This window comes from Stenotrophomonas sp. YJH_SMC_43, assembly GCF_059372535.1.
In genome coordinates this window covers 959,003-978,097 of record NZ_JCAFVQ010000003.1, presented here as the reverse complement: position 1 = coordinate 978,097, position 19,095 = coordinate 959,003, and the positions used below count along the sequence as shown (strand labels likewise).

Annotated in this window: 20 protein-coding genes; all 20 read left to right on the top strand. The window is 68.4% G+C overall.

Going from position 1 to position 19,095, the window contains the following annotated elements; translation table 11 throughout:
• Positions 1-38 precede the first annotated feature (38 nt).
• The 20 genes from AC5QAH_RS16660 (at position 39) to AC5QAH_RS16565 (ending at position 19,055) form a co-directional block, all read left to right on the top strand.
• Complete coding sequence (locus tag AC5QAH_RS16660) at positions 39-1,436, top strand: cytochrome ubiquinol oxidase subunit I (protein WP_049454170.1); 1,398 nt, start codon at positions 39-41, stop codon at positions 1,434-1,436.
• Position 1,437: 1 nt separating this feature from the next.
• A complete protein-coding gene (cydB, locus tag AC5QAH_RS16655; protein ID WP_049454168.1) occupies positions 1,438-2,451 on the top strand; it encodes a cytochrome d ubiquinol oxidase subunit II in 1,014 nt (337 codons plus the stop codon).
• Positions 2,452-2,668: 217 nt separating this feature from the next.
• Complete coding sequence (locus AC5QAH_RS16650; RefSeq protein ID WP_043399566.1) at positions 2,669-3,412, top strand: beta-ketoacyl synthase chain length factor; 744 nt, start codon at positions 2,669-2,671, stop codon at positions 3,410-3,412.
• A complete protein-coding gene (locus AC5QAH_RS16645) occupies positions 3,405-4,202 on the top strand; it encodes a lysophospholipid acyltransferase family protein (protein ID WP_010482327.1) in 798 nt (265 codons plus the stop codon). The genes AC5QAH_RS16650 and AC5QAH_RS16645 overlap by 8 nt, the downstream gene beginning before the upstream one ends.
• The gene (locus AC5QAH_RS16640; protein WP_005411610.1) at positions 4,189-4,446 is read left to right on the top strand and encodes a phosphopantetheine-binding protein; all 258 of its coding nucleotides are present in this window, start codon (positions 4,189-4,191) and stop codon (positions 4,444-4,446) included. The genes AC5QAH_RS16645 and AC5QAH_RS16640 overlap by 14 nt, the downstream gene beginning before the upstream one ends.
• Before the next feature lie 17 nt (positions 4,447-4,463).
• A complete protein-coding gene (locus AC5QAH_RS16635; RefSeq protein ID WP_006402206.1) occupies positions 4,464-4,721 on the top strand; it encodes an acyl carrier protein in 258 nt (85 codons plus the stop codon).
• Between the two features lie 22 nt (positions 4,722-4,743).
• The gene (locus AC5QAH_RS16630; protein ID WP_010482325.1) at positions 4,744-5,295 is read left to right on the top strand and encodes a COG4648 family protein; all 552 of its coding nucleotides are present in this window, start codon (positions 4,744-4,746) and stop codon (positions 5,293-5,295) included.
• Complete coding sequence (locus AC5QAH_RS16625; RefSeq protein WP_043399563.1) at positions 5,288-6,973, top strand: ApeI family dehydratase; 1,686 nt, start codon at positions 5,288-5,290, stop codon at positions 6,971-6,973. The genes AC5QAH_RS16630 and AC5QAH_RS16625 overlap by 8 nt, the downstream gene beginning before the upstream one ends.
• On the top strand, positions 6,963-7,733 hold the full coding sequence (locus AC5QAH_RS16620) for a glycosyltransferase family 2 protein (protein WP_043399560.1): 771 nt from the start codon (positions 6,963-6,965) through the stop codon (positions 7,731-7,733). The genes AC5QAH_RS16625 and AC5QAH_RS16620 overlap by 11 nt, the downstream gene beginning before the upstream one ends.
• 1 nt (position 7,734) lies before the next feature.
• A complete protein-coding gene (locus AC5QAH_RS16615) occupies positions 7,735-8,676 on the top strand; it encodes a lysophospholipid acyltransferase family protein (protein WP_010482320.1) in 942 nt (313 codons plus the stop codon).
• Positions 8,666-10,216, top strand: coding sequence for an HAL/PAL/TAL family ammonia-lyase (locus AC5QAH_RS16610; protein WP_164136897.1), 1,551 nt, complete (start codon positions 8,666-8,668; stop codon positions 10,214-10,216). Before AC5QAH_RS16615 ends, AC5QAH_RS16610 begins: the two co-directional genes overlap by 11 nt.
• On the top strand, positions 10,203-10,634 hold the full coding sequence (locus AC5QAH_RS16605; RefSeq protein WP_019336783.1) for an acyl-CoA thioesterase: 432 nt from the start codon (positions 10,203-10,205) through the stop codon (positions 10,632-10,634). The genes AC5QAH_RS16610 and AC5QAH_RS16605 overlap by 14 nt, the downstream gene beginning before the upstream one ends.
• Positions 10,635-10,636: 2 nt before the next feature.
• Positions 10,637-11,260, top strand: a complete 624-nt coding sequence (locus AC5QAH_RS16600) for a LolA family protein (protein WP_171954952.1) — start codon at positions 10,637-10,639, stop codon at positions 11,258-11,260.
• Positions 11,253-13,607: an MMPL family transporter gene (locus AC5QAH_RS16595; RefSeq protein ID WP_329764581.1), complete on the top strand. Its 2,355-nt coding sequence runs from the start codon at positions 11,253-11,255 to the stop codon at positions 13,605-13,607. The genes AC5QAH_RS16600 and AC5QAH_RS16595 overlap by 8 nt, the downstream gene beginning before the upstream one ends.
• 53 nt (positions 13,608-13,660) lie before the next feature.
• Entirely contained in the window at positions 13,661-14,911 is a 1,251-nt protein-coding gene (locus tag AC5QAH_RS16590; RefSeq protein WP_019336780.1) for an NAD(P)/FAD-dependent oxidoreductase, read from the top strand.
• On the top strand, positions 14,899-15,456 hold the full coding sequence (locus AC5QAH_RS16585; protein ID WP_143994605.1) for a DUF3261 domain-containing protein: 558 nt from the start codon (positions 14,899-14,901) through the stop codon (positions 15,454-15,456). The genes AC5QAH_RS16590 and AC5QAH_RS16585 overlap by 13 nt, the downstream gene beginning before the upstream one ends.
• Positions 15,453-16,637 carry a beta-ketoacyl-[acyl-carrier-protein] synthase family protein gene (locus tag AC5QAH_RS16580; protein WP_019336778.1) on the top strand — a complete coding sequence of 395 codons (1,185 nt, stop codon included), beginning with the start codon at positions 15,453-15,455 and terminating at the stop codon, positions 16,635-16,637. Before AC5QAH_RS16585 ends, AC5QAH_RS16580 begins: the two co-directional genes overlap by 4 nt.
• Positions 16,634-17,089, top strand: coding sequence for a hotdog family protein (locus AC5QAH_RS16575; protein ID WP_010482310.1), 456 nt, complete (start codon positions 16,634-16,636; stop codon positions 17,087-17,089). The genes AC5QAH_RS16580 and AC5QAH_RS16575 overlap by 4 nt, the downstream gene beginning before the upstream one ends.
• Positions 17,086-17,817, top strand: coding sequence for a 3-ketoacyl-ACP reductase FabG2 (locus AC5QAH_RS16570; RefSeq protein WP_006401885.1), 732 nt, complete (start codon positions 17,086-17,088; stop codon positions 17,815-17,817). Before AC5QAH_RS16575 ends, AC5QAH_RS16570 begins: the two co-directional genes overlap by 4 nt.
• The gene (locus AC5QAH_RS16565) at positions 17,817-19,055 is read left to right on the top strand and encodes a beta-ketoacyl-ACP synthase (RefSeq protein WP_049413131.1); all 1,239 of its coding nucleotides are present in this window, start codon (positions 17,817-17,819) and stop codon (positions 19,053-19,055) included. The genes AC5QAH_RS16570 and AC5QAH_RS16565 overlap by 1 nt, the downstream gene beginning before the upstream one ends.
• The last annotated feature ends 40 nt before the right edge of the window (positions 19,056-19,095 follow it).

Below are 19,095 nucleotides of genomic sequence, written 5' to 3'. Positions count from 1 at the left end.
GGTCCGGTATCCCACCGGTCACAGGCAGGAGGCGTCCCTTGGACGCGTTGTTGTTGTCCCGGATCCAGTTCGGATTCGTCATCAGTTTCCACGTGCTGTTCCCCGCCTTCACCATCGGTACGGCTAGCTGGCTGGCCTTCATCGAATGGCGCTGGCTGCGCACGAAGTTGCCCGTGTGGCGCGAGCTGTATTTCTTCTGGCAGAAGATCTTCGCGGTGTCGTTCGGCATGGGCGTGGTCAGCGGCATCGTCATGGCCTTCCAGTTCGGTACCAACTGGCCGCGGCTGAGCGAGGTGGCTGGCACGGTCATCGGCCCGCTGCTGACCTACGAGGTGCTGACCGCGTTCTTCCTGGAAGCCAGCTTCCTCGGCGTGATGATGTTCGGCTGGGGCCGGGTCTCGCCGCGCCTGCATTTCCTGTCCACCTGCATGGTCGCGCTGGGCACGCTGTTCTCCACGTTCTGGATCCTGTCGTCCAACAGCTGGCTGCATACACCGGCCGGCTACGAGATGGTCAACGGCATCGTGCATCCAGTCGATTGGTGGCAAGTGGTGTTCAACCCCTCGTTCCCCTATCGCCTGGCGCACATGGCGTTGGGCTCGTTCATCACCACCTGTTTCGTGATCGGTGGCGTGGGTGCGTGGTACCTGCGAAAGGGGACGCACGTGGAAGCGGGCCGACGCATGCTGATCGCAGCGGTGGGGTTCGCAGCACTGACCGTGCCGGTGCAGATCTTCGTCGGCGACATGCATGGCCTGAACACGCTCAAGCATCAGCCGATGAAGATCGCGGCGATGGAAGCGCACTGGCATGAAACCAAGGAAGGCGAGGGCGTGCCGCTGGTGGTCTTCGCGCTGCCGAACGAGAAGGAAGAGCGCAACGATTTCGAAGTGACCATCCCGAAGCTGGGCAGCGTGATCCTCACCCACAGCCTGGACGGCACCTTCGATCCTCTCACCTCGGTACCCGCCAGCGAGCGGCCTCCGGTGACGCCGGTGTTCTTCGCCTTCCGCATCATGGTCGGGCTGGGCACGCTGATGCTGTTGCTGGCCTGGGTGTCGGCCTTCCAGTTGTGGCGGAAGAAGCTGCTGGATTCGCCGTGGCTGCTGCGCGGCTGGAACTGGATGCTGCCCAGTGGCTTCATCGCGCTGCTGTCGGGTTGGTTCGTTACCGAGATGGGGCGCCAGCCGTGGGTGGTGTATGGCGTGCTGCGCACCGCTGATGCAGTGGGCCCGCAGAGCGCGTGGATGACCGCGCTGTCGCTGGGCGTCTACGTTGTTGGCTATGCCTTCGTGTTTGGCTGGGGCATCTGGTACCTGGTGAAGATCCTGCGCCATGGGCCGCAGCCGTACGCCGAGGGGCCGTCGCTGGACCACGGCAGCCATACCCCGGCACGCCCGCTGTCGGCCGCCGACGAACCGCTGGAGGAACGCTGACATGGACCTGATGACCTGGCTGCCGGTGGCATGGTTCGCGGTGATCGGCTTCGGCGTGCTGATGTACGTGGTGCTGGACGGCTTCGTGCTCGGCATCGGCATCCTCGCCCCGTTCGCCGAGGACGAGGAACAGCTGGACCTGATGATGAACACCGCCGCGCCGATCTGGGACGGCAACGAGACCTGGCTGGTGCTCGGTGGCGCCGGCCTGCTGGCGGCGTTCCCGAGGGCGTATGCGGTGCTGCTGTCGGCGCTGTACCTGCCGGTGCTGCTGCTGGTGGTGGCGCTGGTGTTCCGCGGCGTGGCGTTCGAGTTCCGCTTCAAGGCGCATCGTTCGCGCCGGCTGTGGAGCGTGGCGTTCGGCCTCGGTTCGCTGCTGGCGACCTTCGCCCAGGGCGTGATCCTCGGCACCCTGGTGCAGGGCATCCCGCTGGTGGACGGTGTCTATCAGGGCGGGCCGTTCGCCTGGTTCAGCCCGTTCGCGATGCTGACCGGCGCCGCGCTGGTCGCCGGCTACGCGCTGCTGGGCAGCACCTGGCTGATCCTGAAGACCGAAGGGCGCGTGCAGGCGCTGGCGCGGCAGCTGACCCGGCCGCTGGTGGTGGCGGTGATCGCGGCGATGGGCCTGGTCAGCAGCTGGCTGCCGTTCCTCGATTCGCGGTTGATGGATCGCTGGTTCAGCGACGGCAACTTCTGGTGGCTGTCGCCGGTGCCGCTGCTGACCCTGGCGGTAGCCGCCGCGCTGTGGCGCAGTGCCACCCACCCGCGCCGTGACCTGCCGCCGTTCCTGCTCAGCCTGGCCCTGTTCGTGCTCGGCTTCCTCGGCCTGGTGCTGGGCATGTGGCCCTACCTTCTGCCGCCGTCGATGACGCTGTGGCAGGCCGCCGCGCCGGCCTCCTCGCTGGGCTTCACCCTGGTCGGGCTGGTCATTCTGCTGCCGGTCATCCTCGGCTACACGGCATGGTCGTACCGGGTATTCCGCGGCAAGGTGCACGCCGACACCGGTTACCACTGATCGATTGAAGACGGGGCCTGCGCTTGCCGGGCCCCGTGTTGGGGAATGTGAAACCTGCACACCCCGCGCGGGACGTGCTAGCGTGCGCTCCTTTCCGGCGGCCAGGGGGGCAGCCGGCGACGTCCTGGACGGACGCACGGCTGCAGGAACGGGGGGCCGCCGCGCGTCGCCGTAATGGCTCGTGCCTATCGTTCTCCCGTTGAAGCACCATCGCCAAATGATCGAATTTTCCATCGTCGACTGGGCCGCCTGGGCGCCCGGCCTGAGTGAGCGCAGCCAGTGGCTGGGCTGGGCCGATACGCCGTACCTGCCGCATGGCGGGGACACGCCGGCGCTGGCCGAAGTGCCGGCGATGCAGCGCCGTCGCATCGAGCGGCTGGGTCGTATGGCGATCCAGGCCGCGTGCTGGTGCGAGGACGGGCAGGGCGCCGACAGTGACGTCCCGCTGGTGTTCGCCAGCCGCCACGGCGACGTGGCCCGTTCGATGGACCTGCTGGGCGCGCTGGTCGGCGACCAGCCGTTGTCGCCGACCGGATTCGGCCTGTCCGTGCACAACGCGATCGCCGCGCTGTATTCGATCGCCCGCGGTCACCGCGGCAACTACCTGGCGCTGGCGGCGGGCCAGGCCACGGTGGAGACGGCCTGCCTGGAGGCCGTCGGCCTGCTGGCCGATGGCGCCCGCGAGGTACGGGTAGTGGTCTACGAGTCGCCACTTCCTGAAATATACGCGACGTTCGCCGACGAACCCGATCCGTTCTTTGCGTGGTGCTGGCGTTTGACCGCTCCGGCAGAGGGCCGGCCGACGCTGTCGCTGCAGTGGCAGCCGGCCGACGGCCAGGCCAGCACTGCGCCCGGCCTGCTGCCGCATGCGCTGGACCTGCACCGGTTCCTGTTGTCTGGCGCGCCGGCACTGGAACACGTGGCCCACGGCCAGCGCTGGTGCTGGAGCCGCCGTGGCTGAGCTGCTGCGCCGCCTCGACCATGCCTGGCGTGTGTTTGGCACCGGCCTCAGCTTCGTCGCGTTTGGCCTGGGCGGGCTGCTGCTCGGCGTTCTGGTGATGCCGGTACTGCTGCTGATGCGTGACCCAGTGGCGCGCCGCCGCCGCGCCCGGCGCGTGGTCCAGGTCGCGTTCGCCAGCCACCTGCGGCTGATGCGCGGGCTGGGGGTGATGACCTACGAGATCGAGGGCGGTGAGCGCCTGCAGCGCGACGGCCTGCTGGTGCTGGCCAACCACCCCACCCTGATCGACGTGGTCTGCCTGATCTCGCTGCTTCCCAACGCCGACTGCGTGGTCAAGCGGGCCGTGGCCTGCAACCCGTTCATGCGCGGTCCGGTACGGGCCGCCGGCTACATCGCCAACGACGATGGTGCCGGCCTGGTCGATGACTGTGTGGCCGCAGTGCGCGCTGGAGGCACCCTGGTCATCTTCCCGGAGGGCACCCGCAGCGTGCCCGGACAGCCGCCGCGGCTGCAGCGGGGCGCGGCCAACATCGCCGTGCGCGGCCGCCTGGACATCACCCCGGTGCGGATCACCTGCAGCCCGCCAACGCTGACCAAGGGGCAGAAGTGGTATCGTGTCCCCTCACGTCGCTTTCACGTTCGGCTGCAGATCGGCGAAGATATCCCGATCGCGCCATTTCTGGCCGAAGACGACTCGCCAAGGGGGGATGCCTTGGCAGCCCGTCGCGTCACCGAGCACCTTTCTCGTTATTTCGACCTGTCTGGAGATCCGAACCGTGCAAGCACTTGAGCACGAGATCAAGGAATTGATCATTTCCTCCCTTTCGCTGGAGGACATCACGCCGGAGGACATCGATCCGACCGCGCCGCTGTTCGTCGAGGGCCTTGGCCTGGATTCGATCGACGCGCTGGAGCTGGGCCTGGCGCTGCAGAAGAAGTACGGTGTGAGCCTCTCGGCCGATTCGGAAGAAACCCGTCGCCATTTCTCCAGCGTGCGCGCGCTCGGCGAGTTCGTCGCCGCCCGCCAGTCGTAACGGTGCCAGGACCTGCCATGACCAAGAATGAACTGTTCGAACGCATCGTCAGCATCCTGACCGACAGCTTCGAGATCGAAACCGCCCGGATCACGCCCGAGGCCCGCCTGTACGACGACCTGGACATCGACAGCATCGATGCGGTGGACCTGATCGTGCAGCTCAAGCCGCTGCTCGGCCGCAATCTGCAGCCGGAAGCGTTCAAGGCCGTGCGTACCGTGCAGGACATCGTTGATGTGGTGCACAGGCTGCTGCCGGACCAGGCAGCCGCCTGACCGCAGCGCCGACGGCTCCACCATGGCACGCGCACGCACGGTCGTGGTGGCTGCGATCTCGCTGGCCTACCCGGTACTGGTGTACCTGGCGATGGGCCGTTTCGAGCCACGCTGGCTGTCGCTGCTGCTGTTCACCCTGGCCCTGCTGCGCGCGCTGAGTACGCGCCAGCCGCTGTGGTGGGCCGCGGCCGCGGGCACCGGCCTGCTGGCGGTGCTGGCCACGGTACTCAACCAGGCCCTGCCGCTGAAGCTGTACCCGGCGCTGGTCAATGCAGTGATGCTGGCGGTGTTTGGCACCAGCCTGCGTTTCGGCCCGCCGCTGGTGGAACGCCTGGCACGGCTGCAGGAACCGGACCTGCCAGCGTTCGCAGTGGCCTATACCCGCCGCGTCACCCAGGTGTGGTGTGGCTTCTTCGTTCTCAACGGCAGCCTGGCCCTGCTGACTGCGCTGTACGCGTCGGACCGGGTCTGGATGCTCTACAACGGATTGTTGGCGTACGTGATGATGGGCGTGTTGTTCGCAGGTGAGTGGCTGGTGCGGCGGCGGGTGAAGGCGGCGCACGCGCATGGCTGAGTGGATTGCCCTGGACCGGCTGCTGCTGGAGGCGCGGCCGCAGCGCAATGTTGGCGTCTGCGATGGCGAGGTGATCGACCACGCTCGCTTCCGCCAGCGCGTGCTGGCCTGGCGCGCGGCCTTTGCGGCCGCCGAAGGCCGTGACTGGGCCCTGTATTTCGACGATGCCGTGGCCTTTGCTGCGGCGCTGTTCGGCGCCTGGCATGCCGGCAAGCGGGTGTTCCTGGCCGCCGACAACCTGCCGGCCACGCTGCAGGCGCTGCAGCCGCAGGTGAGCGGTTTCGCAGGCGACGTGTCCGTCGATTACCGCCCGCTGGCGGCGCTGGACGCCGCGCTGGACGACGAACTGCAGGCGCTGGACGAGCGCGCCTGCGAACTGTGCGTGTTCACCTCCGGCAGCACCGGCCAGCCGAGCGCGATCAGCAAGCGCATGGACCAGCTGGCGCGCGAGGTGGATGCGCTGCAGGCCGCGTTCGGCGCGCAGCTGGAAGGCGTGCAGGTACATGGCACGGTGTCCCACCAGCACATCTACGGCCTGCTGTTCCGCGTGCTGTGGCCACTGGCCGCCGGCCGCCTGATCCATCCACGCCGGTTCTTCCATGAAGACCTGGTGGGCGCGCTGGCCGGTACCGACACGGTGCTGGTGGCGACCCCGGCTCACCTCAAGCGCCTGCCCGAGCAGCTCGACTGGGCCAGCCTGCATGGCCGCCTGCGTGCGGTGTTCTCCTCCGGTGGCCCACTGCCGGAAGAAGCTGCACGCCAGGTACGGCAGTGGCTGGGCGTGGCACCGACCGAGGTCTATGGCAGCAGCGAGACCGGTGGTATCGCCTGGCGCCGCTGGGACGCCGACCTGCCGCCGTGGCAGCCGCTGCCGGGCGTGCAGTGGCGCATCGAGGATGGCTGCCTGGCCGTCGCCTCGGCGCATCTGGAAACCCTCGACTGGTGGCGCACCCAGGACCGCGTGGAAGCCTTGGCCGACGGCCGCTTCCGCCTGCTGGGCCGTGCCGACCGCATCGTCAAGATCGAAGAGCGCCGCGTTTCGCTGGATGCGCTCGAACGCGCGCTGCGCGAAGACGCCGAAGTGGACGACGTGCGCGTGCTGGTCCTGCCCGGCCAGCGCGAGCAGCTGGCGGCCGTGGTGGTGCCGGCCGACCTGGCGCTGCTGGAGGGCGGTGACGCCGCGCGCCGCGCGCTGGGCCAGCGCCTGGGCGCGCGCCTGGCACAGGCACATGACGCGGTCACCCGGCCGCGCCGCTGGCGGCTGGTGCCGACGCTGCCGATCAACGCACAGGGCAAGGTCACCCAGGCGGCGCTGGCAGCGCTGTTCCAGCCACTGATGCCGGTGCCGGTCTGGGACCGCCGCGACGCCGCCAGCGCCACCCTGCGCATGACCCTCGACCCGGCGCTGCGGCCGTTCCAGGGCCACTTCCCGCAGGCGGCGATCCTGCCCGGCGTGGCGCAGCTGGACTGGGCAGTGCGTTTTGGCCGCCAGATGTTCGCGATGCCGGCAGCGTTCCTGCGCATGGATGCGGTGAAGTTCCAGCATGTGGCCCGCCCGGGCGATGAGCTGACCCTGCAGCTGGACTGGGATGCCGCACGCAACGTGCTGGCCTTCCGCTACACCTCCAGCCACGGTGTGCATGCCAGCGGCAAGGTGGTCTTCGCCGATGCGGACTGATCCGGCCGTTGCCAGTGCCGCGTTCGCGCCACTGGTGGTGATCCCCGTCTACGACCACGAGCACGCCATCGCGGCGGTGGTCGACGGCGTGCAGGCCGCCGGCCTGCCGTGCCTGCTGGTCGATGATGGCTCGCATGAGGCGTGCGCGAATGCACTGCGCTCGCTGGCACAGCGCCAGGGCGTCGACCTGCTGCGCCTGGACATCAACCAGGGCAAGGGCGGGGCAATGCTGGCCGGTTTCGCCGAAGCCGGTGCACGTGGCTACAGCCACGTGCTGCAGATCGATGCCGATGGCCAGCACGACACCGCTGACCTGCCACGCTTCATCGAAGCGGCGCGCGCCCATCCCGAGGCGGTGATCTGCGGCATTCCGGCCTACGACGCCAGTGTTCCGAAGGCGCGCCTGTACGGGCGCTACGCGACCCACATCTGGGTCTGGATCAACACGCTTTCGCTGCACCTGCGCGACACCATGTGCGGCTTCCGCGTGTATCCGCTGCCGGCGGTGCTGCGCCTGATCGATGAAGAGACCATCGGCCGCCGCATGGATTTCGATACCGAGGTGATGGTGCGCCTGTACTGGCGGCAGCTGCCGGTCGAGCACCTGGCCACGCGCGTGACCTATCCCGCCGATGGCGTGTCGCACTTCGATGTGTGGCGCGACAACGTGCGCATCAGCCGCATGCATACCCGCCTGTTCTTCGGCATGCTCTGGCGCGCACCACGCCTGCTGTGGCGCCGCCTGCGGGGGCAGCACTGAGATGGCGACCGCGCAGGGTGCCCCGCACTGGGCCGACATCGGCGAATCGACGTCGGTGGCCGGCGTGCTGTTCCTGTGCTGGGTGCACCGCTGGTTCGGGCGCTGGCCGTTCCGCCTGTGCGTGTGGCCAGTGGTGGCCTGCCACTGGCTGGGCAACCGTGTAGGGCGCCAGGCCTCGATGCAGTACCTGCAGCGGCTGCAGGCGCACAGCGGCGTGCTCGGCCGCACGCCAACGCGGCGTGACAGCCTGCGCCATTTCTTCGCCTTCGCCGACACGATGCTGGACAAGATCCTCGGCCTGGGCGGGCGCTATCCGGCCGAACGCATCCACCTGCATCGTGACCTGGTGCTGGAGAAGATCGCGCGCCGCGAAGGTGGGCTGATCCTTACCGCGCACATCGGCTGCCTGGAACTGTGCCAGGTGCTGGCCGAACAGGTGCCGGGGTTCCGCATCACCGTGCTGGTGCACACCGCGCATGCGCAGCGCTTCAACCGCCTGCTGCAGCGCTTGGACCCGCTGGCGGCGGTGGAACTGGTGCAGGTCACCGAGATGGGCCCGGCCACGGCGGTGATGCTGGCCGAGCGCGTGGCCGCCGGTGGCTTTGTCGCCATCGTCGGCGACCGCACGCCGGTGCAGGGCGGTCGCAGCGTCACCGCCGATTTTCTCGGCCACCGGGCGCCGTTCCCGATCGGCGCCTACGTGCTCGCCGCCGCGCTGGGCTGCCCGGTCTACACCATGGCCTGCCTGCACCAGGGCGAAGGCTATCGCGTGGCGTTTGAACAGTTCGCCGAACGCATCGTGCTGCCGCGTGGCTCACGCGATGCGGCACTGGCCGAACAGGCACAGCGCTTCGCGCGCTGGCTGGAACTCCAGCTCATCCAGTCCCCGTTGGACTGGTTCAATTTCTTCCCCTTCTGGGATCAGGCTCCGCATGACGACTGACGCCGTACCCGTGTGCCGCTTTGGCGATGCACCGTTGACCATCGAAGACGTGGTTGCCCTGGCCCAGCGCCAGTGCGAGGCCGCACTGAGCGACGCGCCGGCATTCCGTGCGCACATCCAGCGTGGTGCCGACTTCCTCGACCGCCTGCTGCGCGAGGACGGCGTGATCTACGGTGTGACCACCGGCTATGGCGACTCGTGCACGGTGAACATCCCGCCGGCGCTGGTGGCCGAGCTGCCGCACCACCTCTACACCTACCATGGTTGTGGCCTGGGTCGTTACCTGGACCCGGTCGAGACCCGTGCGGTGTTGGCTGCGCGCCTGGCGTCGCTGGTGCGCGGCATGTCCGGTGTCAGCGTGCCGCTGCTGGAAGGCCTGGCCACGCTGCTGCAGCACGACGTGCTGCCGATGATTCCGGCCGAAGGCTCGGTCGGTGCCAGTGGTGACCTGACCCCGCTGTCGTACGTGGCGGCAGTGCTGTGTGGCGAGCGCGAGGTGTTGTTCGAAGGCCAGGTGCAGCCGGCCGGCCCGGTGCTGGCCAAGATCGGCATGACCCCGCTGAAGCTGCGGCCGAAGGAAGGCCTGGCGATCATGAACGGCACCGCGGTGATGACCGGCCTGGCCTGCCTGGCCTGGCAGCGCGCCGATTACCTGGCCCGCATGGCCACGCGCCTGACCGCGTTCAACGTGCTGGCCAGCGACGGCAACGCGCACCACTTCGACGAGACCCTGTTCGCGGCCAAGCCGCACCCGGGCCAGGGCCGCATCGCCGCGCGCCTGCGCAGCGACCTGCACAGCGAGCGTCCGCCGCGCAATGAACAGCGCCTGCAGGACCGCTATTCGCTGCGCTGCGCGCCGCATGTGATCGGCGTGCTGGAGGACAGCCTGCCGTTCCTGCGCCAGCTGATCGAAACCGAATTGAACAGCGCCAACGACAATCCGCTGATCGATGCCGATGGCGAGCGCATCCTGCACGGCGGCCACTTCTACGGCGGCCACATCGCGTTGGCGATGGACACCCTGAAGAACACCGTGGCCAATGTTGCCGATCTGCTCGACCGGCAGCTGGCGCTGGTGGTGGATGCGCGCTACAACCATGGCCTGCCGGCCAACCTGTCGGCGGCCACCGGCCCGCGCGCGGCCATCAACCATGGCCTGAAGGCGCTGCAGATCAGCGTTTCGGCGTGGACCGCCGAAGCGCTGAAGCAGACCATGCCGGCCAGCGTGTTCTCGCGTTCCACCGAATGCCACAACCAGGACAAGGTCAGCATGGGCACCATCGCCGCGCGCGACTGCCTGCGGGTGATCGAACTGACCGAACAGGTGGTGGCGGCGATGCTGATCGCCGCCCGCCAGGGCCTGGCGCTGCGCGAACGGGTTGGCCTGAACGCGCAGCTGCATGGCAGTCTGGCCGACATGTACGCCGACCTGGGGCAGCGCATCGCCCTGGTTGAAGAAGACCGCGCGCTGGATCGCGAACTGCGGGAACTGCTGGTGGAGATCCGCGCGCAACGTTGGGAGCTGTATGCCGGTGAATGAGGCCATTGAACGGGTTGGCGAGATTGCGTTGACCCCCGCCTTCCATGACTGCGACCCGATGAACGTGGTCTGGCATGGCAACTACTTCAAGTACTTCGAGATCGCGCGCTGCGCGTTGCTCGGGCGCTACGACTACGACTACCCGCAGATGCTCGAATCGGGCTACCTGTGGCCGGTGGTCGATGCACGGGTGAAATATGTGCGCCCGCTGCTGTTCAACCAGGCCCTGCGCGTGATCGCGCGCATCGTGGAATGGGAGAACCGGCTGAAGATCGAGTACGAGATCCTCGATGCGGAAAGCGGCCAGGTGCTGACCCGCGCGATGACCATCCAGGTCGCGGTGGACGCGACCAGCAAGGAAATGCTGTACCAGTGCCCGCCGGTACTGTGGGAACGCCTGGGAGTGCCTGCGCCGTGACCATGCTTGCCCGTCTTTCGAGCGTGCTGCTGTGCACGCTGCTGCTGGTGGCCGCACCGCGGGTGCAGGCTGCCGACCCCGCTGTCGATGCGATTACCCAGGCGGTGGCGCGGCCGGAGGTGCTGCGTGGCCAGTTCAGCCAGGAAAAGCAGGTCAGCGGCTTCAAGAACCCGCTGCGTTCGCAGGGCCGGTTCGTGGTCGCACGCCAGCACGGCGTGATCTGGACCACGCTCAAGCCGTTCCCCTCCGAGGTGGTGGTCACCGCGGACCGCATCCTCAGCCGCCAGCGCGATGGCAGCACCCGCGTTGAGCTCGATGCGCGGCAGCAGCCAGCGATGCGTTCGGTCAACGCCATCATGTTCGCGCTGATGAGTGGCGACGTGCAGGCGCTGTCCAGCCAGTTCAACGTGGCGGCCAGCCGTGAAGGACAGGGCTGGCGGCTGCGCCTGACGCCGAAGTCGGTGATGCTGTCCAAGGCTTTCGAATCGCTGACCCTGCAGGGCGACCGCTACGTGCGCCAGGTCGAGATCGTCGAGGCCAACAAGGACCGCACGCAGATCCAGTTCAGCGCGTTGAGCGAGACGCCGGCCACGCTCAACGCCGATGAGGCCCGCCGCTTTGAGTGAGGCCGTGGCATCCAACGCACCGGACCGCCTGCGGCGCTGGTGGCACTGGCTGGGCATCGCCTGGCTGGTGCTGCTGCTGGCGCTGGGCGCACAGCAGTGGCATTTGTGGAGCCAGCAATCGCGGATCGACACCGACATCCTCGCGTTGCTGCCGCAGGATGCGCATGACCGCCTGTTGAGCGACGTCACCCGGCGCATCGCCGATGGCAGTTCGCGGCAGGTGGTGGTGCTGCTCGGCAGCAAGGACAGCGCGGCCGCCAAGCGCGCGCAGGCGGCCTTTGCGGCGGCCATGGCCAAGGACGCCGACCACGCCTTGTTGGTGCCCAGTGGTTCGATCGAAGGCTGGTTCGATGAGGCGCGCGCGTTCTACGCGCCGTACCGCGATCGCCTGCTGACTCCCAGACAGCGCAACCAGCTGCAGAACAGCGAAACCGGGGTACTGGCCGAGCAGGCGCTGGCTGCACTGTACGGCCCGATGGGCGCGCCGCGCCTGACCGACTGGCGACAGGACCCGCTGTCGCTGTGGCCGCAGTGGTGGCAGCAGCAGGCGCAGGGTTCGGGCCTGCGGTTGGGCGATGATGGCCTGCTGGAAGCAGAAGGCAAGCATTGGGCGGCGCTGCAGTTCGATACGCCGGGTTCGGCGTTCCAGCTCGATGGCGAGCGCCATCTTGATGGCCTGCTGGAGCGGGCCGGAAAGGCGGCCAAGACCGCAGCGCCGGAGCTGGAAATCCTGCATGCCGGCGTGCCGCTGCATGCCGAGGCCGCCGCAGTGCAGGCCAACCAGGAGATCAACACCATCGGGTGGGGTTCGCTGGCGGCGGTGCTGCTGCTGGTGTGGCTGGCATTCCGCTCGCTGCGGCCGATCCTGCTGGTCGCCGCCTCGCTGCTGATCGGTTGTGGCGTGGCGCTGGCGGTGACCGTGCTGGTGTTCGGCAAGGTACACGTGCTGACCCTGGTATTTGGTGCGTCGCTGGTGGGTGTGGCCGAGGATTACGGCATTCACTGGTTCGCCTCGCGCCAGGCCGAACCGGCCGATCGCCGCTGGAAGCTGCTGCGGCATCTGCTGCCGGGCCTGTGGCTGGCCCTGCTGACCAGTGCGCTGGCCTACCTCGCGTTGGGCCTGGCGCCGTTCCCGGGCCTGCGCCAGATGGCGCTGTTCTCGGTGGTGGGCCTGGCCGCTGCGTTCCTCACGGTGATCTTCTGGTTCCCGTGGCTGGATGGCGGCGAGATCCGCCAGACCCGCTTCTCGCAGTGGCTGGGCAACACGCTGGAGCGCTTCCCGCGCCTGCATGGCCGTCGCGCGGTGACGATGTTCGTGGTGATCACGCTGGCACTGTCTGCAATCGGCATCGCACGCCTGCAGAGCAACGACGACCTGCGCAGCCTGCAGTCATCACCGCCAGCGTTGATGGCGCAGCAGATCCGCCTGAGCCAGCTGCTGGGCATGCCCAGCCCGGCGCAGTTCTACCTGGTGCAGGGCGCGGATGCCGCGCAGCTGCTGCAGCGCGAGGAAGCACTGACCGAGCGCCTGCGTGTACTGGCCAACGACAAGCGCATTGGTGGCTATCGCGCGATCAGCGATTGGCTGCCGTCGCCGGCGCGCCAGCAAGCCGATGCCGCGCTGACCGCGAAGGTGGAACCCGGCGTGCTGTCGGCCGTGTCCGAGGCCGTGGGTGAACCGCTGCAGCGACCGCAGTTCGCGGCTGCACCGCTTACCGCCGAGGCCTTCCTCGCTTCGCCGGCGTCGCAGCCGTTCCGCCATCTTTGGGTGGGTGCGGTGGGTGGGCAGATGATCAGCGTGGTGATGGTCGATGACCTGTCACGCGCCGATGCACTGACGACCCTGCGTGGCGCGGCCGAGGGCCTGCCGGGCGTGCGCTGGGTCGACCGCACCGCCGATTTCTCGCAGCTGCTCGGCCACTATCGCAAGCTGATGGGTGGGCTGCTGCTGGTCGGCATTGCACTGGTGTTCGGTGCGCTGTGGCTGCGCTACCGCCGCCAGGCCTGGCGCGTGTTCGCCCCGACCCTGATCGCCGGCGCGCTGACCCTGGGCCTGCTGGGCCTGTTCGGCCAGCCGCTGCAGCTGTTCAACGTGCTGGCGTTGATGCTGCTGCTGGGCATGGGCATCGACTACGGCATCTTCCTGATCGAGCACCGTGGCGATGCCAGCGCCTGGCTGGCGGTGTGCGTGGGTGCGGCCAGTACCTGGCTGTCGTTCGGTCTGCTGGGCCTGTCGCAGACCCCGGCGCTGCGCGCGTTCGGCCTGACCCTGCTGTTCGGCATCGGCCTGGTCTGGTTGATCTCGCCGTTGTTCCGGCCGCCGCCGCATGAGCTGCCGCCAGCCTGAACCTGTCTTCCGACTTCCTTCTTTCCACCTGATCGAGCAACAAGGACGCACCGATGAATACTGCTGTGGATGCTGTCGAACGTACTGAGATCCTGATCATCGGTGCCGGCCCGGCCGGCTCCGTGGCTGCGGCGATGCTGCGCCAGCAGGGCCGCCAGGTGCTGATGCTGGAGCGTCAGCAGTTCCCGCGCTTCTCCATCGGCGAAAGCCTGCTGCCCCAGAGCATGGAATACATTGAAGCCGCCGGGCTGCTGCAGGATGTGGTCGAGGCCGGCTTCCAGTACAAGAACGGCGCCGCTTTCGTGCACGGCGAAGCGCGTACCGCCTTCGACTTCCGGAAGAAGTTCTCGCCAGGCTGGGGCACCACCTACCAGGTGCAGCGCGCCGACTTCGACAACGTGCTGGCACGCGGTGCCGAGCGCATGGGCACCACGCTGCGTTTCGGTGATGAAGTGCTGTCGGTCGAACCCGGTGAACAGCCCACGGTGAACGTGCGCCGCCCGGATGGCAGCGAATACCGCATCGAAGCCGACTTCATCCTCGATGCCTCCGGCTTCGCACGCCTGCTGCCGCGCCTGCTGCAGCTGGAATCGCCATCCAACTTCCCGGTGCGCGGCGCGATCTTCTGCCACGTGCGCGACAACATTCCGGCCGAAGCGGACTTCGATCGCAACAAGATCCTGATCACCACCCACCCCGAGCACGTCGACGTCTGGTACTGGACGATCCCGTTCTCCAACGGCTGCTGCTCGCTGGGCGTGGTCGCCGAGCCGTCGTTCTTCGAGCGCTACGAGGGTGACGACCTGCAGAAGCTGCAGGCCATCGTCGGCGAGGACCCCAACCTGACCCGCCTGCTGGCCAACGCCGAATGGGCGGTGCTGCCGGTGCGCCGCATCACCGGCTACTCGGCCAACGTCAGTTCGCTGTGGGGGCCCGGCTATGCCCTGCTGGGCAACGCCGGCGAGTTCCTCGACCCGGTGTTCTCGTCCGGTGTGACCATTGCCTTCAAGTCCGCGCAGCTGGCCAGCGAATGCCTGGCGCGCCGCTATGCCGGTGAAACCGTCGACTGGGAAGCTGAATTCTCGATCCCGCTGCGCGCCGGCGTGAAGACCTTCCGCCGCTTCGTCGAAAGCTGGTACGAAGGCGGCTTCCAGAAGATCATCTACCACCCGCAGCAGCAGCCCGAAGTGCGCGACATGATCAGCTCCATCCTGGCCGGCTACGCCTGGGACACCAACAACCCGTATGTGGCCGACGAAAGCGGCCGTCGCATGCGCGTGCTGGAGGAATTGTGCAGCGCCTGATCTTCCGTACTGCGGCCCTGCTGCTGTGCCTGCTGCTGGCCGCCTGTGCCGGGCGCATGCCCAAGCCACAGGTGGAACTGCCGCCGCTGCGCCTGTCGCCGGCCAGCCTGCCGGCGCCGCTGGCGCTGCAGCAGCAGCTGCATTTCCGCTTCGGCAGCCATGAGCGCGACCTCGACGCGCTGCTGGAGGCCGACGCGCAGCGGGTGCAGCTGGCGGTGCAGGCGATGGGCCAGACCGGCGTGCGCCTGCAGTGGGACGGCCAGCAGCTGACCCAGCAGCGTGCGCCGTGGCTGCCGCCGCAGGTACGTGCCGAGCGTGTGCTGGATGACCTGCAGTTCGCGCTGTGGCCGACCGCGGCCATCGCCGCCGCGCTGCCGGCCGGCTGGGAGGTCAGCGACGACGGCCAGCAGCGCAGCCTGTCGCGCGATGGCACGGTGTGGCTGCTGCTGCAGCGCCTGGACGATGGCAGCGTGCAGCTGGACAACCGTGCCGAAGGCTATGCGCTGCGCATCGAATCGATCGATATGGCCGGACAGGACCGATGAGTGCACCGATCTACCTGAACGACCTGGGCGTGGTCTGCGCGCTCGGCGATGGCCGCACTGCGGTCGCGTCGGCGATGTTCGCCGATGTGCCGGGCGGGCTCAGCGACAACGATAGCCTGCTGCCGGGGCGCACCCTGGCGCTGGGAGAGGTCCGCACGCCGCTGCCGGCGCTGGAAGACCTGCCGGTGGCCCTGCGCGGGCGCAACAACGCCCTGCTGGACGTGGCGCTGGCGCAGATCGCACCGGCGGTGGCCGCGGCGATTGCCCGCCATGGTGCCGAGCGCGTGGCGGTGGTGCTGGGCACCAGCACCTCGGGCATCGGTGAATCCGAGCAGGCCCTGCGCAGCCACGCCGAACAGGGCCAGTGGCCGCAGGGCTTCGATTACGCCCAGCAGGAGATGGGCACCGCTGCGCAGTTCGTGCGCCAGCGCAGCGGCGCACAGGGACCGGCGTGGACCCTGTCCACGGCGTGTTCGTCCAGTGCCAAGGCACTGATGTCAGCCGCGCGCATGCTGCGCGCCGGCATCGTCGATGCGGTGATCGCCGGTGGCGCCGATTCGCTGTGCCGCTTCACCGTGGCTGGCTTCAGCGCGCTGGAATCGGTGTCGGCGGCACGCTGCAACCCGTTCTCGCAGCACCGCGCCGGCATCAACATCGGCGAAGGCGCCGCGCTGTTCCTGCTCACCCGCGAGCCCGGCCCGGTGTGCCTGGCGGGGTGGGGCGAATCGGCCGACGCGCACCACATGTCCGCTCCCGACCCGCAGGGGCTGGGTGCCATCGACGCGCTGCAGCAGGCGCTGCTGCGCGCAGGCTGGGGCGCCGACGAAGTGGATTACGTGAACCTGCATGGCACCGCCACCGGCCACAACGATGCGATGGAAAGCCTGGCGGTCTCGCAGGTGCTGGGCAACAGCGTGCCAGCCAGTTCGACCAAGCCGCTGACCGGGCACACGCTGGGTGCCTCGGGCGCGATCGAGGCCGCGCTGTGCTGGATCCTGCTGGCCGAGAACCCGCAGCAGCAGCTGCCGCCGCACTGGTGGGACGGCGTGGCCGACCCAGCGCTGCCGGTGTTGCCGCTGGTCGCACCGGCCACCCGCCTGGCGCAGCCGCCGCGACGGGTGCTGAGCAATTCGTTCGCTTTCGGCGGCAGCAACGCCGTGCTGGCACTGGAGCGTCGATGAACACGCTGTATGCAATCGAAGAGGTGGTGCCGCACCGCCAGGACATGTGCCTGCTGCAGCGCATCACGCATTGGGACCAGGACACCCTCGAGGCCGAACTGGTGGTGCCCGAGGCCGGCCTGTTCGTGGAGAACGGCGAAGTGCCGGCGTGGGTCGGCATCGAATACATGGCGCAGGCCATCGCGGCCTGGGCCGGCTGCCGCGCGCGTGCGGCCGGCAAGCCGCCGCAGCTGGGCTTCCTGCTCGGCAGCCGCCGCTACAGCAGCGCGCGCAGCAGCTTCCCCGCCGGTTCGCGGCTGCGCGTACAGGCGCGCTGCGAGCTGTTGGGTGACAATGGATTGGGGATGTTCGCCTGCCGCATCCTGGCAGGTGAGGACGAATGGGCGACAGCCAACGTGTCGGTGTTCGAACCGGCCGACGCGATGGCCTATCTGGAGAGTGGACAGGCATGACAGGGAATCGAAGCGTGCTGGTGACCGGCGCCAGCCGGGGCATCGGCCGGGCCATCGCGCTGCGCATCGCGCGTGATGGCTTCGACGTGGTGGTGCATTGCCGCAGCCGCCTGGAAGAGGCACAGGCCGTGGTGGCCGAGATCCATGCACTGGGCCAGCAGGCCCGCGTGCTGGCGTTCGACGTGGCTGACCGCGAGGCCGCACGCGCCGCGCTGGAGGCCGATGTCGAGGCGCATGGCGCGTACTACGGCGTGGTCTGCAACGCCGGCATCGCCCGTGATGGTGCTTTCCCGGCACTGTCGGCCGAGGATTGGGACCAGGTCATCCACACCAATCTGGATGGCTTCTACAACGTGCTGCATCCGCTGATCATGCCGATGGTGCGGCGGCGCAAGCCCGGCCGCATCGTCACCCTGTCGTCGGTGTCCGGACTGGCCGGCAATCGCGGCCAGGTCAACTACAGTGCCGCCAAGGCCGGCATCATCGGTGCCACCAAGGCCCTGGCGCTCGAACTGGCCAGCCGCCAGATCACCGTCAACTGCGTGGCTCCGGGCCTGATCGAGACCGAAATGCTCAACGATGAAGTGATCGAACACGCGCTCAAGCTGATTCCCGCTGGCCGTGTCGGCCGCCCCGACGAAGTGGCGGCGACGGTGGCGTTCCTGCTGTCCGAGCCGGCCGGCTACATCACCCGCCAGGTGATCTCGGTGAACGGGGGCATGCTCTGATGGGCGCCGATCGTCGCGTGGTGGTTACCGGTGCTGCGGCCATCAGTCCGCTTGGCCACGACTGGCCTACCATCGAAGCGCACCTGCGCAGCTGCCGCAATGCCGTGCGCACGATGCCCGAATGGGATGTCTATGCCGGCCTGAACACCAAGCTGGCCGCGCCGGCGCAGGACTTCGAGCTGCCGCCGAACTACAACCGCAAGACCACCCGCTCGATGGGCAAGGTCGCGGTCATGTCGGTGCGCGCCACCGAGGTGGCGCTGCGCGAAGCCGGCCTGCACGAGCATCCGGTACTGCGCAGCGGCCGTACCGGCGTAGCCTACGGCTCGTCCTCGGGCAGCCATGAGGCCACCGGCGAATTCGGGCGCATGCTCAACGAATTCACCACCGAAGGCATCAGTGCCACCACCTACCTGAAGATGATGAGCCACACCGCGCCGGTCAACATCGGCGTGTTCTTCGGTTTGTCCGGGCGCGTCTACACCACCTCCAGCGCCTGCACCTCGGGCAGCCAGGGCGTGGGCGCGGCCTATGAAGCGATCCGCAGCGGCAAGCAGACGGTGATGGTGGCCGGCGGTGCCGAGCAGCTCGATGCCACCGCTGCGGCGGTATTCGACACCCTGTTCGCCACCAGCGTGCGCAACGATGCGCCGCAGACCACGCCGCGCCCGTTCGATGCTGGCCGTGATGGCCTGGTGCTGGGCGAGGGTGCCTGTACGCTGATCCTGGAAGACCTGGAGCACGCGCAGGCGCGCGGTGCCACCATTCTTGCCGAGGTGGTCGGCTACGGCACCAACAGCGACGGCCAGCACGTCACCCAGCCCAGCGCCGACACCATGGCCCAGGCCATGCGCCTGGCGCTGGAGGATGCGGGCCTGGAGCCGGCGCAGATCGACTACGTCAACGCCCACGGCACCGCCACCGATCACGGCGACATCGCCGAGACCCAGGCCACCGCGCAGGTGTTCGGCAGCCGCATGCCGATCAGCTCGCTGAAGAGCTATGTCGGCCACATGCTCGGCGCCTGTGGTGCGTTCGAGGCCTGGATGAGCATCGAGATGATGCGTGCTGGCTGGTTTGCGCCGACCCTGAACCTGGCCGAGGTCGACCCGCGCTGTGGCCAGCTCGACTTCATCACCGGCCAAGGCCGCGAACTGCAGGCCGAGTACGTGATGAGCAACAACTTCGCCTTCGGCGGCATCAACACCTCTCTGGTGTTCCGCCGCTGGCGCGAGTGATCCACCGCCCCACCGCCGTTGTTCCCGCAACCTACCCGCA